The sequence below is a fragment of the Flagellimonas hadalis genome (assembly GCF_007785775.2).
In the GTDB taxonomy this organism is placed as follows: Bacteria; Bacteroidota; Bacteroidia; order Flavobacteriales; family Flavobacteriaceae; genus Flagellimonas; species Flagellimonas hadalis.
Map to the genome: position 1 here is coordinate 20,945 of NZ_VNIK02000009.1, position 12,347 is coordinate 33,291.

The window sequence follows — 12,347 nt, forward strand, 5'->3', positions numbered from 1 at the left end:
TTTACAAAAATCACTCGAATTGACAAGTGATTTGATATGCGAAAGTTATTACACCACTGCCTTGATACGGGCAATGGCTTCCCTTAATTCCTTTTCCGAAGCCGCATAGGAAATACGGATGCAGTTGGGGTTTCCAAATGCTTCACCTGTTACCGTGGCCACATTGGCGTGTTCCAACAAATACAACGCAAAATCCTCAGCGCTATTGATGGTGGTCCCTTTCAATGTTTTTCCGAAGAATGCGGAAATATCAGGGAACACATAGAAAGCACCTTCGGGTACATTGAGTTTGAACCCATCGATCTCACCCAACAATTCGAGTACAAGGTCTCTTCTTTTGTGGAACTCATCGATCATGTACTGGATTTTGCTCACTGGCGCTTCCAAAGCGGTGATCACGGCACGTTGTGCAATGGAATTGGCTCCACTGGTCACCTGTCCCTGAAGTTTGTTACAGCCCTTGGCGATCCACTCCGGGGCTCCAATATATCCAATTCGCCATCCGGTCATCGCGAAGGCCTTGGAAACACCGTTCACGGTCACCGTTCTATCATACATTCCATCGATTCCGGCAATGCTCACGTGTCCACCTTTGGTGAAGTTGATATGTTCGTAGATTTCGTCGGAGACCACATAGATGTCCGGGTATTTTTTCAAGACCTCGGCCAAACCTTCCAATTCCGCTTTGCTGTACACCGAACCACTGGGGTTGCAAGGTGAACTGAACCAGAACATACGCGTTTTTGGGGTAATGGCAGCTTCCAATTGCTCTGGCGTCATTTTGAAATCGGTTTCGATGCCAGTTGGTACTTCAACGGGAATCCCTTCGGCCAATTTCACGATATCGCTATAGCTCACCCAATAAGGAGCGGGAAGTATCACTTCATCACCTGGGTTCAACACTACCATGGCTACATTGTACAGGGATTGTTTTGCCCCTGTGGAAACCACGATCTGGTTGGGTCCATAGTCCAGGTTATTGTCCCTTTTGAATTTGAGGGTGATGGCCTTCTTCAGCTCGGGATACCCATCCACTGGGGTATAGCTGCTATAATTTTCATCAATGGCCTGTTTTGCGGCCTCTTTTATGAAATCGGGGATATTGAAGTCGGGCTCTCCCAAGCTCAACCCTATGATATCCTTGCCTTCATTCCGTAACTCCCTGGCCTTGGCCGCCATGGCCAAAGTTGCTGACGTGGACATGTTCTGTATCCTGTCAGATAGATGGTTGCTCATGTGATATGCTTGTTTTTACTGGTACTGAAGCTCTGGGTTTTTGCCCAGTTCCTTCAAATGTTTGAAGTGCGAAATTATAGCTTTTCTGGTAGTTTTATATTCGTTGTAGGGCAAATTAAACTCCTTGGCCGTCTGTTTCACAATTTTGGAAATTTTTGTGTAGTGGATATGGCTGATGTTGGGGAAAATGTGATGCTCCACTTGATGGTTCAAACCTCCCGTGAACCAGTTCACTATCTTGTTCTTCGTGCCAAAGTTTACGGTGGTGAACAGTTGGTGGATGGCCCAGGTATTCTTCATGTTGCCCTCTTCATCGGGAAGAGGTTGGTCCGCATGGTCCACAATGTGCGCCAATTGGAAAACCACACTCAGGATCACACCGGCCACATAGTGCATGATGAAGAACCCAAGAAGCACTTGCCACCAGGCAATATCGGCAAAAATCAGAGGAAGGACTATCCAAATGGTGATGTAGAGCACTTTGGTGATGACCAGTGTACTCCAGTTGATCACGGGGTTTGGAAGTTTGCCGTAGCTCAGTTTGCGCTTCATGTAGCGGTACATCTGCTGGAAATCCGTGGTAATGGCCCAGTTGAAGGTCAATAATCCATAAAGCAGAATGGAATAGTAATGTTGGAACTTATGGTGTTTTCTCCATTCCGCATGCTTGGAGAACCTTAATATTCTTCCGGCTTCCATATCCTCGTCATGTTCGTGGATGTTGGTGTAGGTGTGGTGCAGTACGTTGTGCTGTACCTGCCAGTTGTACACGTTACCTGCCAAGATATAGATGCTGCTTCCCATGATCTTGTTCACCCATTTCTTGTTGGAATAGGAGCCATGGTTGCCATCGTGCATCACGTTCATGCCCACTCCGGCCATACCTACTCCCATGGTGATGGAAAGTAAAAGATAGGCCCAAAAAGGCAGGTTCAAGGTCAACATTAAAAAATAGGGGGTCAAAAAAACGGCAAACATCACTATGGTCTTGAGGTGAAGTTTCCAGTTTCCGGTTTTTTTGAGATCATTTTCATTGAAGTATTCGTTCACTCTTTTGTTCAGTGTCTTAAAAAACTGTGCTGAATCCTTTCTTGAAAACCGGATGGTATTCTTATCCATAAAAAAAATTTTTACAAAGGTAACTATTATTGCCCGTTAAAGGCAACAACTACCTGTTAGAACGGTGTTAAGGTCTTTAAAAGTATTAATTTTACCTAAATTAACACTAAAGGCATGAATGCAGACCTTGTTTTCAAATATTTTACGACGCTCACCGACTCACAAAAGAAACATTTTAAGGAGTTGGAGGTATTGTACAAGGACTGGAACACCAAGATCAATGTGGTTTCCCGGAAGGACATTGACGAGCTGTACCTTCGCCATGTGCTCCATTCCTTGGGCATTGCCCGTATCCAGACCTTCAATGAAGGAAGCCAAATATTGGACGTGGGTACCGGAGGGGGATTCCCTGGGATACCGTTGGCCATTTTGTTTCCGAATGTGGAGTTCACCTTGGTGGATGCCATTGGAAAAAAAGTAAAAGTGGTGCAGGAAGTGGTAGACGGACTGAAACTTGAGAACGTTACTGCCGTCCATACCAGGGTCGAGGATTTGCCGGGCCAATATGATTTTATCGTGAGCCGTGCAGTGGCCGCCATGCCCACCTTTGTGCACTGGACCAAGGGCAAGATCAAAAAGGATTCATCGCACGAGCGAAAAAATGGCATACTCTATCTCAAAGGTGGAGACCTTGCCGAAGAACTAAAAGATTACACCACCATCCAGACCTTTGATCTGAAGGAGTATTTTGAAGAGGATTTTTTTGAGACCAAGAAAGTGGTCTATCTACCGCAAAAATTCAAGGGATAATATTAGATGCTGTACATCCGTTGATAGACCAGCCTACATTTTCTTGAATATTCCTTGGCATATTGCCACATACGGTCATATTTCTTGATCATCAAATTTCCCCATGCATTGATTCGTTCTCTCATGACTACAATGATTTGAAAGCGTTAAGTTACTGAAGTTACATTCAATTTACAATTACTTAACGTTAATTTTACATTTAAATTATTAGGGCGCTTTGATGATCTATAGTAAAACAACCGTCATTCATAGAGATTTTCCATGTCCGCTTCGGCAATATCGATGAACAGCTTTGCCATTTTTGTGCAAATGGCATCAAAAAACATTTTTCCCTTCTCGGCAGTCGCTTTGGATGGGTCGCCGACACCGGTATCAGTGCTTATTTTGGACCAAGGGCGCTCGGTCCAGGCCCAACCTTCGGAGAAAGCCTTGATCTTGTTCTTGAATTCTTTTCCATCGCCCCAATGTTCCTTGGGAAGCACCAATTCTGGCGCTAAATGGAGGATGAGACTGGTTTCCATTTCATCGGCATGGTCACCGGGGTTTTCAAAAATGTCCTTTTTTTCCACCATTTTGAACCAATTGGTCACACAGATGAACATTTTGGGGAAGAGTAGCCCCAATTCCCGTACCAATGCTTCCCAATTGTTGCCACCATGACTGTTGAGGATCATGAACTTATGGATGCCCTGTCTGTCCAAAACACTGACAATGTCCTTCAAAATGGCCAATTGGGTGCTGGGGTTGAGGTTCATGTCCAAATAAATATCGGATTGCCCCGTGTTCACCCCAAAAGGAATGGTGGGGAGCACCACGACCTTGCTGCCATGTTCCCAAGCCAGTCTAGCCGATTCCTCGGCGATTGCAGTGCCCTCAATGGTGTCCGTGGCATAGGGAAGATGGTAGTTGTGCGCTTCCGTGGCGGCCCAAGGGAGGACGGCCAAATCAAAGGATTCGTCTTTCAAATGTTTCCAGTTGGTCTCTGCCAAAATAAAGGGTCTGGGCATTTTGTTGGGTTTAAAGAATGAAAAAGGCCACTATTCCCTTGGAATAATGGCCATGAATTTAATGAATAAGCTTTTAATCTATCCCAAAAATGGGTAACGATAATTTTCAGGGGTCACAAAAGTCTCCTTGATCAACCTAGGGGAAACCCAACGAAGCAAGTTCTGCATGGAACCTGCCTTGTCGTTGGTGCCTGATGCCCTTGCGCCGCCAAATGGCTGTTGGCCCACAACTGCCCCTGTCGGCTTGTCGTTGATGTAGAAGTTTCCGGCGCAGTTTTGCAAAGCCTTAGTGGCCTCGTCAATGGCGTAGCGGTCTTTGGCCAACACGGCCCCGGTCAATCCATATTCGGATGTGCCGTCCACCAGTTCCAATGTTTTGCTCCAATCCTTGTCCTCATAAACATAGACGGTCACAACAGGACCGAAAAGTTCGGTGCACATGGTGGTGTATTTGGGGTTGCTGGTCAAAATCACGGTAGGCTCCACAAAGTATCCCACAGATTTGTCGTATCCACCACCTACAATGATCTCTGCATCCTTGTCTGCCTTGGCCTGATCGATGTACTTGGCCAATTTGTCAAAAGAACCCTCGTGGATCACCGCGGTGATGAAGTTGCTCATATCGGCAGGAGAGCCCGGTTTGTTGAAAGAATTCACATCGGCTTTCACCAAATCCAAGATTTCGTTCGCGGTGGATTTGGGCAGATAGACCCTAGAAGCCGCACTACATTTTTGTCCTTGGAACTCAAAGGCACCTCGTGTAATGGCCGTGGCCACTTGTTGGGGCTTTGCGGTAGGGTGGGCTATGATAAAATCCTTTCCTCCGGTCTCGCCAACGATCCTCGGATACGTTTTATACGTGTGGATGTTGTTCCCGATCTGTTTCCAAAGTTCCTTGAAGACATGGGTGGATCCTGTAAAGTGTATCCCGGCAAAATCTGGACTGGCCAGCAAGGTGTCGGAAATCATCACCGGGTCGCCATAGATCACATTGATGACGCCATCGGGAAGTCCTGCCTCCTTGAAAACGTCAACGATGACCTTGGCGGAAAACACTTGGCTGTCACTGGGCTTCCAAACCACCACGTTGCCCATCATCGCGGCACTGGCCGGAAGGTTTCCGGCGATAGCGGTAAAGTTGAACGGGGTGATGGCGTACACAAAGCCTTCCAGTGGCCTATATTCCACACGGTTCCAAATCCCTTCGGAGGATTCGGGCTGCTCGGAATAGATCTGGGCCATATATTCCACATTGAACCTCAAGAAGTCCACGAGCTCGCAGGCGGAATCAATTTCTGCCTGATAGATGTTCTTTGATTGTGCCAACATGGTCGCGGCGTTCATTTTGGCGCGGTAGGGGCCTGCAATGAGTTCGGCTGCCTTCAGGAAGATGGCGGCACGCTGTTCCCATGTGAGGTCTGCCCAGGCCTTTCTGGCCTCCAAACAGTTGGAGATGGCCTGTTCCACATGTTTTTTTTCGGCCAAATGATAGTGGCCCACAACATGCTTGTGCTCGTGCGGAGGGGACATGGGTCTGGTGTTTCCGGTCTTGATCTCTTCACTGCCAATATAAAGAGGAACCTCAACCTTTCCATTATAATAGGCCTCGTACTGTTTTAATACTTCTTCGCGCTCCGGACTGCCCGGGGCGTAACTTTTTACCGGCTCGTTGACTGCGGTTGGAACTTGAAAAAATCCTTTTCCCATGTTTTGCTTTTAATTTTTGTTAGAATATTTATTACACAGTGGCAACAAAGTTACTAAAAGCAAAATCGATTTGGAAAGGAAGTGCGGCCTAGTTTATGGCAAAAGGGGCGGAGAACTTGAACGTTGGGATCTCCACTTCAAACTCCTCGGCATTGGTGAAATTCACCATGTGGTAATGGCCCTTCATGGCCCCAATGGGTGATGCCAGCAAACAACCTGAGCTATAGGTATGGGACTTTCCGGGCTTTATCACCGGCTTTCGGCCGATAACTCCCTCGCCGTCCACTGTCTCAGGGTCTTTTAAGGCATCAAAGATGTCCCAGTGCCTTGCGGTGAGTTGCACCGTGTCCTTGCTTAGGTTTTCTATGGTTATGGTGTACCCGAAGGCATAGTGCATCCTATAATTTTTGAAGAACGTGCCCTCAAAACTCGTCTGTACCGATACCTTTATCCCTTTGGTGACTTGAGTGAACATAAGTTAGTTATAGATAAAAACGCTTCCCGTGAACAACAATACCGCCATGAACAATGCCAATATCATGAATGTAGTGTTCAGAAAGAGATATTTCACAATAGTTTTAAACCTTCCTTGCCCATAAAACCGACGCATTGCCTTGTAGAGGTAAATACTGAATACCAATACAAAAAACCATGCACTCGATATATTGAAAGCCATGTCGATCAGCAGGCTAAGGATGAGCAAGATAAACAACAATGACTGATTGTGGAAGCTAAAAATAAGATGATCGGTGTAGGTGTATTTTTTTCTGATGTACACCAGCCAAATAAAGATGGTGAACAGCGGCATGAAGAAGAAGATGACGAACGGCAGTTTGGAAATGGTGTTCTTCACGAAGATGCTCGGCCGTTGCATAATGGTCAAAATATTATTGGAGGAATTGAAGGCCATTTTGTTGGACAAGGTACTTTCAATAGTGTACTTCTCTTTGGCTTGGTCAAAGGAGAACAGGGTGTCCTTTTTGATCATGTGCACAAAAAATTCCACCTTGTCCGAAAAGGCATTCATGCCCTTTCGCTTGCTGATGCTGTCAAAATAATGGGAAGGGTCTGCTTCCATCAACGAATCCTTGTTCACTCTTGGTTTTAGGTTCTTCAAGTGGGAGAGGGAATCCAACATACTGAAAGAACGCGCCACTTCGGGGTCGGAGTTCCGTATCGAATCAAACTTTTTCAACCCAAAAGTAATGTTGGAGTTGGATTGCTCAATGGAATCCAGGGATTTCAATACGGTCTCGGCCTGCTGTTTCAACTTTAGACTGTCCACCGTCACATCGCCTGATTTTACATTATAAGAAACTGGGGTGCCCCCGTTAATGTTCCCATCAAATGATTTGGCGGCCTTATCGAGGTCTGAAAATTGATTGTCGAAGGTGAACATCAAAAAGTAGATGAAAGCCAAGCTCAACAAAAACCGAAAGGGGTTGGTATAGGTGACCCTTTTGCCATTGATGTAGTCCCTAGTGATGTTCCCGGGTCTCAACAGCAATATGGAAAGTGTCTTGAACAGCTTGGAATCGTAATTGAACAGGCTGGACATGAACTCGTTGAAAAAGTCCTTCAGGGTCAGTTTTTTGGTGCTGTTGGCCTGTGAACAATTGGGGCAATACTTGTCGCTCATGTCCAGTGGGTGGCCGCAATTCAGGCATTCAACGCCCCGGAACCTGAGTTCGTACCGGCCTTTGCTGATCAAGCTGCCTTTTTTGTCCATGTTTGGTTTGTGGTTGGATTTTGGTACTAAAGATAGTTAATTGCTGATAGTTGCGGAATTGACGGAGCCTATACCTATTATACTGTCATACATGTCGCCAAAATCCCTGTAATAGACCAAGATGAGGTAATTGTTCTCCGTAAAGTGGAAATTTCCACTCACAAAGTTGGGCTCCACTGTGCCATCTTGGCGCTCCACCTCGTACCTGTAATTGTAAAAGCCCTGTTTGATCATGAGCGTGAGTTCAAACTTGCCGCTTTCTTCGTTGTAGGTCATTCTGTTTTCCTCTTCCAGGGCATAGTTGTTGAACTTTCCCGTAACATACACGTTGTCCAGCCCAATTTGGTTGGAGTAGGGCAGGCTAAAATGCACCTTGGAATATTCGGCCTCCCTGGAAACATCGTCACCCTGCAGGGTGCGCACCACAAAATCGCCATTGATGTCGGGGAAATAAGTGTAGGGCCTGTCGTTACGGTATTCGTTGGTGAACAGGTAGTGATTGTACACTTGGCCCATTTCTATCCTCGATATCGCAAAGGTGGGCGAGCGAAGATCCTTGGTGTCAAAGTTCAGGAACTCGTTGCCACCAAAAAAAGCGGTTTCCTTATCATATTTATAGACCAGCTCCGTGCCAATGGTGAATTGGGGCTTTATGTTGAAGAGGGCCGTGGGCCAAAAATGATTTTGGAGAATGGCCACCTTTACCTCGTTCTTGGGGTTCACCACTGGGAAACCTCCCGTGTTGATGGTGAACTGGACCACTTGTTTTTCGTTCAAAAAGTTGAAGTCCCTGGAGCGCTTGACCACGCCTGCCACGGTAACGGCATCGCGGTACACCACGAACCTTCTGGAAAACTGAAGTTCCCCATAGCTGTTATGGATCTCGAGCACATAATTGCCGGTAACTTTAAGGCCTACATTTTCATTAGGGATGGTCAATCGGTAGTTGGAGTAGGGCTGCAGGGTCGTGTAGCTGTTCTCGTAGTCGATGATACGCTGGTTGTCGGCCCCTGATAGGTATTGTGACTTCAGCAACTGGGATGGGGTCCAATCATAGTCGCAATGAATGATCGTGTAGTAATAGTCCTGTTCGCTGGCGGTAAGGTCATCAAACTCCAAGGTCATCGTTTCCCCCAATTGCACCACGGGAAACTGGTCCTCGGTGGGACCCTTGAAAATGATGGTCTTGATGTTCTCGGGAGGGTTTACCTCTTCCTGCACTTGGGCAAAAATGCCATCTACCAAAAAAAGCAGGAAAAATAGTTTGATCAAAATGCGCATTTGGGGCCAGAATTTTGGGTAAAGTTAAACAAAAAGTGGGTCTGGGGAATTTAGCTCGACATAATCCCATTTTTATGGACAATTATTATGAAAACAATCCTTTAAGTGCTAAATTTGCGACCGATTTTGATAACAAAAGGTCTACAACAATATGTCTAAAGACATCCGGATTAGAAAGGGGTTGGATATCAACCTCATCGGGGCAGCAGAGCAGACTACTTCCAAAGCCGTTACCAGTAACGTTTATGCCCTAAACCTAGATGATTTCCACGGAATCACGCCAAAAATGTTGTTGAAACAAGGGGAAGAAGTGAAAGCGGGCGAGCCCCTCTTTTACAACAAGAACAAAGAGGAAATGCACTTTGTGTCCCCTGTGAGCGGTGAATTGGTGGAGATTGTGCGTGGTGCAAGAAGAAAAATTTTAACCCTCAAGATCCTTGCGGACAAAACGCAGGATTATGTAATCAACAAAGTGCCCGATCTGGACACTGCCGAGGCTCCTGCAATCAAGAATTTTTTATTGCAATGTGGTGGTTGGCCGTTCATCAAGCAGCGTCCCTATGACGTGATTGCAGATCCTGATGTGACCCCCAAGGCCATTTTTATCTCAGCCTATGCAACGGCGCCTTTGGCGGCCGATGTGGATTATGTGTTGAAGGACAAGGAGCAGGAACTTCAGGTTGCTGTCACTGCCTTGGGCAAGTTGACCCCAGGAAAGGTACACGTGTCCGTGGGAAGGTCGAACCGATCTCCCTTCCGGAACATCAATGGGATTGAGCTTCACAAGGTTTCGGGTCCCCATCCGGCTGGATTGGTGGGCACGCAGATCAACCAGATCGACCCCGTCAATAAAGGAGAAATGGTGTGGACCATATCCCCCCAGGATCTGTTGATCCTTGGTGAATTGCTCTTGACCGGGAAATTCAATGCGGAAAGGACTATCGCCCTTGCAGGATCTGTTATCAAATCCCCTAAATATTACACCACGAAGATAGGTGCCGAAATTTCCACTTTTTTGTATGCCAGTGGGGTGAAGGAAGATAGGTTCAGGTTGATCAATGGAGACGTGCTGACTGGTTCAAAGACCCATACGGAAGGTTATTTGGGCTTCTATAACAATACTGTCACTGCCATTCCCGAGGGAGATGATTACGATTTCTTTGGATGGAACAAGCCGATCTTCAATAAAATTTCGAACACCAGGGCCTTGACCTTTTCATGGTTGATGCCCAAAAAGAAATATGACCTGGACACCAATACCAACGGTGAACACAGGGCTTTTGTGGTGACTGGCCAATATGAAGAGGTGTTTCCTATGGATATTTACCCACTCCAATTGCTGAAGGCATGCATGGTGAAGGATTTGGACGAGATGGAACAATTGGGACTCTACGAAGTGGCCCCGGAGGATTTCTCGTTGACCGAATTTATCTGTATTTCAAAACAACCACACCAACAGATCATCAGGGAAGGCTTGGATTTGTTGCAAAAAGAACTTGGATAATATGGGCATGAAAGAAAAATTACATCAGCTTAAGTTAAAGTATCAGGGCAAAAAGATGGCGCCTGCCTTCAATGCCCTGCATACCTTTCTTTATACACCTAACGAGACCACGCATAGCGGTGCGCATGTTCGGGCAGCCGACGATTTGAAGCGTACCATGAACACCGTGATCATGGCCTTGGTGCCCTGTTTGCTGTTCGGTATGTTCAATGCGGGATACCAGCATTACTCGGCCATCAACGGATTTCCGGAAAATTTTGACCTTTTTGAGCATTTCCTCACTTGGGACAACTTCTGGTTGGGGTTGGTCACCGTACTTCCTTTGGTAATCGTATCCTATGGTGTGGGTCTTGCCATTGAGTTCTTGTTCGCTGTGATCAAGGGCCACGAAGTGGAAGAGGGTTACTTGGTGACCGGAATGTTGGTGCCGTTGATCGTGCCTGTGGATACCCCGCTTTGGATGTTGGCGATTGCCGTCGCATTCGGTGTGGTCATCGGAAAAGAAGTGTTCGGAGGTACAGGGATGAACATCCTCAACCCGGCATTGACCATTCGTGCCTTTTTGTTCTTCGCCTATCCGACCTGGATGAGTGGGGACAAGGTTTGGGTACACGGGGCCGTGGAAAGGGCCGGTACGGCGGATGCCATTTCCGGGGAGACCGTATTGGGCTTCTTGGCGCAAGGAAACGCTTCGGAGATCAGCTATACCCTGTCGGATATGTTCTATGGATTCATTCCGGGGTCTGTTGGGGAAACCTCCAAACTGTTGATCCTTTTGGGAGCCCTGTTCCTGATATTTTCCAAAATAGCCTCTTGGCGCATCATGGTGAGTGCCGTGATCGGGGCTTTGACCATGGGATTGATTTTCAATGGTGTTGTGGAAGCAGGTTGGTTGCCCGAATACAGTAAGTTCTACGAATTGATGAGCTTTGACTTCTGGAAACACCTATTAGTGGGCGGATTGGCCTTCGGTATTGTCTTTATGGCCACGGATCCCGTGACCGGTTCCCAGACCAATAGGGGCAAATGGTTCTATGGATTCTTTATAGGGCTCCTGTCTGTGATGATAAGGGTGTTCAATCCAGGATATCCAGAAGGTGTTTTCTTGGCCATTTTGCTGATGAACGTGTTCGCGCCGACCATTGACCACTATGTGGTAAGGGGCAACATCAAAAAGAGATTGAAAAGGTTGAAGACAGCCACCATATATCCAAAAACTTCCGATGAGGTTGATTCATTAAAAACGGAAACAGCTTAAGTATTATGGCCATCAACACAGATAAAAATAGCTATACCGTGATTTTCGCGGTGATCATGGTAATCATTGTGGGTTCTGTCCTGGCTTTTTTCGCATCAGGTCTTAAACCAAAGATCGACGAGAACGTACGTTTTGAAAAACAGCAGAACATCCTGTATGCCATGGGTGTCAATAACAATGAAGGAAGCGGCAGCGTTGATTTTATCCCCACCACCGAAGTGGAGGAGGAGTTTGCCAAGTATATCAAAAAACAATTGGTCGTCGTAGGTTCCGAAGCAAAGGAAAAAGATAACGCCTACCTGATCGATGTCCAGAAGGAGCTCGCCAAGGTGAAAAGCGGACAGAGTGCCGAATTGCCCTTGCTTGTTGGGGAAAAAGATGGTAAGGAATACTACATCATCCCCATGTACGGTAAAGGACTTTGGGATGCCATTTGGGGCTTTATGTCCGTGGACTCGAACATGAAAGTGCAAGGAGTGTACTTTGACCATAAAGGGGAAACCCCTGGATTGGGTGCCAATATCAAGCAGCGCTTCTTTATGGACGATTTCGAAGGGGAAACCATTTTGGATGGGAACAGCTACGTGGGTGTGACCGTTGCGAAAGGAAACAACGACCCTTTGAACAACGACAAAGAGGACAACCAAGTAGATGCTTTGGCCGGGGCCACCATTACAGGAAATGGGGTGACCGCCATGATCAAAGAAAGCCTGAAGCTTTACAAACCTTATTTAGAAACTATTAGAACCAAGTAAT

At 46.6% G+C, this 12,347-nt stretch carries 12 protein-coding genes; 4 read left to right on the forward strand and 8 right to left on the reverse strand.

Annotated features, from left to right (window positions below):
- Nucleotides 1-48: 48 nt before the first annotated feature.
- Nucleotides 49-1,236 (reverse strand): pyridoxal phosphate-dependent aminotransferase, encoded by a 1,188-nt coding sequence (locus tag FOT42_RS13020; RefSeq protein WP_151890988.1) that lies wholly within the window; start codon nt 1,234-1,236, stop codon nt 49-51.
- 15 nt (nt 1,237-1,251) lie between these two features.
- Nucleotides 1,252-2,355 carry a fatty acid desaturase family protein gene (locus FOT42_RS13025; protein ID WP_151890989.1) on the reverse strand — a complete coding sequence of 368 codons (1,104 nt, stop codon included), beginning with the start codon at nt 2,353-2,355 and terminating at the stop codon, nt 1,252-1,254.
- 114 nt (nt 2,356-2,469) lie between these two features.
- On the opposite strand from FOT42_RS13025, the gene rsmG reads away from it, so the two are divergent.
- A complete protein-coding gene (rsmG, locus tag FOT42_RS13030; RefSeq protein ID WP_151890990.1) occupies nt 2,470-3,105 on the forward strand; it encodes a 16S rRNA (guanine(527)-N(7))-methyltransferase RsmG in 636 nt (211 codons plus the stop codon).
- A gap of 2 nt (nt 3,106-3,107) precedes the next feature.
- Here the strand turns inward: rsmG and FOT42_RS18420 are convergent, their stop codons facing one another.
- The 6 genes from FOT42_RS18420 to FOT42_RS13055 form a co-directional block, all read right to left on the reverse strand.
- Complete coding sequence (locus FOT42_RS18420; protein ID WP_262884013.1) at nt 3,108-3,230, reverse strand: hypothetical protein; 123 nt, start codon at nt 3,228-3,230, stop codon at nt 3,108-3,110.
- A 117-nt stretch (nt 3,231-3,347) separates the two neighbouring features.
- Nucleotides 3,348-4,112, reverse strand: coding sequence for a creatininase family protein (locus FOT42_RS13035; protein ID WP_151890991.1), 765 nt, complete (start codon nt 4,110-4,112; stop codon nt 3,348-3,350).
- A gap of 78 nt (nt 4,113-4,190) precedes the next feature.
- Complete coding sequence (gene pruA / locus FOT42_RS13040) at nt 4,191-5,819, reverse strand: L-glutamate gamma-semialdehyde dehydrogenase (RefSeq protein WP_151890992.1); 1,629 nt, start codon at nt 5,817-5,819, stop codon at nt 4,191-4,193.
- A gap of 88 nt (nt 5,820-5,907) precedes the next feature.
- Nucleotides 5,908-6,294 (reverse strand): Co2+/Mg2+ efflux protein ApaG, encoded by a 387-nt coding sequence (gene apaG / locus FOT42_RS13045; RefSeq protein ID WP_151890993.1) that lies wholly within the window; start codon nt 6,292-6,294, stop codon nt 5,908-5,910.
- A 3-nt stretch (nt 6,295-6,297) separates the two neighbouring features.
- Nucleotides 6,298-7,548 (reverse strand): DUF3667 domain-containing protein, encoded by a 1,251-nt coding sequence (locus FOT42_RS13050; RefSeq protein ID WP_151890994.1) that lies wholly within the window; start codon nt 7,546-7,548, stop codon nt 6,298-6,300.
- Between the two features lie 36 nt (nt 7,549-7,584).
- Entirely contained in the window at nt 7,585-8,829 is a 1,245-nt protein-coding gene (locus FOT42_RS13055; RefSeq protein WP_151890995.1) for a type IX secretion system plug protein, read from the reverse strand.
- Between the two features lie 151 nt (nt 8,830-8,980).
- Between FOT42_RS13055 and FOT42_RS13060 the strand changes: the two genes are divergently transcribed.
- From FOT42_RS13060 to FOT42_RS13070, 3 genes are read left to right on the forward strand one after another with little or no spacing between them, the layout of a single operon-like run.
- Complete coding sequence (locus FOT42_RS13060; RefSeq protein WP_151890996.1) at nt 8,981-10,333, forward strand: Na(+)-translocating NADH-quinone reductase subunit A; 1,353 nt, start codon at nt 8,981-8,983, stop codon at nt 10,331-10,333.
- A 1-nt stretch (nt 10,334) separates the two neighbouring features.
- Nucleotides 10,335-11,591 (forward strand): NADH:ubiquinone reductase (Na(+)-transporting) subunit B, encoded by a 1,257-nt coding sequence (locus tag FOT42_RS13065; protein ID WP_151890997.1) that lies wholly within the window; start codon nt 10,335-10,337, stop codon nt 11,589-11,591.
- Nucleotides 11,592-11,596: 5 nt separating this feature from the next.
- The gene (locus FOT42_RS13070) at nt 11,597-12,346 is read left to right on the forward strand and encodes a Na(+)-translocating NADH-quinone reductase subunit C (protein ID WP_151890998.1); all 750 of its coding nucleotides are present in this window, start codon (nt 11,597-11,599) and stop codon (nt 12,344-12,346) included.
- The last annotated feature ends 1 nt before the right edge of the window (nt 12,347 follow it).

Coding starts and splice junctions, on each gene's coding strand:
- FOT42_RS18420 (WP_262884013.1), bottom strand. CDS start 3,230: ATGAGAGAACGAATCAATGCATGGGGAAATTTGATGATCAAGAAATAT.
- FOT42_RS13050 (WP_151890994.1), bottom strand. CDS start 7,548: ATGGACAAAAAAGGCAGCTTGATCAGCAAAGGCCGGTACGAACTCAGG.
- FOT42_RS13055 (WP_151890995.1), bottom strand. CDS start 8,829: ATGCGCATTTTGATCAAACTATTTTTCCTGCTTTTTTTGGTAGATGGC.
- FOT42_RS13060 (WP_151890996.1), top strand. CDS start 8,981: ATGTCTAAAGACATCCGGATTAGAAAGGGGTTGGATATCAACCTCATC.
- FOT42_RS13025 (WP_151890989.1), bottom strand. CDS start 2,355: ATGGATAAGAATACCATCCGGTTTTCAAGAAAGGATTCAGCACAGTTT.
- FOT42_RS13020 (WP_151890988.1), bottom strand. CDS start 1,236: ATGAGCAACCATCTATCTGACAGGATACAGAACATGTCCACGTCAGCA.
- FOT42_RS13065 (WP_151890997.1), top strand. CDS start 10,335: ATGGGCATGAAAGAAAAATTACATCAGCTTAAGTTAAAGTATCAGGGC.
- pruA (WP_151890992.1), bottom strand. CDS start 5,819: ATGGGAAAAGGATTTTTTCAAGTTCCAACCGCAGTCAACGAGCCGGTA.
- rsmG (WP_151890990.1), top strand. CDS start 2,470: ATGAATGCAGACCTTGTTTTCAAATATTTTACGACGCTCACCGACTCA.
- FOT42_RS13035 (WP_151890991.1), bottom strand. CDS start 4,112: ATGCCCAGACCCTTTATTTTGGCAGAGACCAACTGGAAACATTTGAAA.
- apaG (WP_151890993.1), bottom strand. CDS start 6,294: ATGTTCACTCAAGTCACCAAAGGGATAAAGGTATCGGTACAGACGAGT.
- FOT42_RS13070 (WP_151890998.1), top strand. CDS start 11,597: ATGGCCATCAACACAGATAAAAATAGCTATACCGTGATTTTCGCGGTG.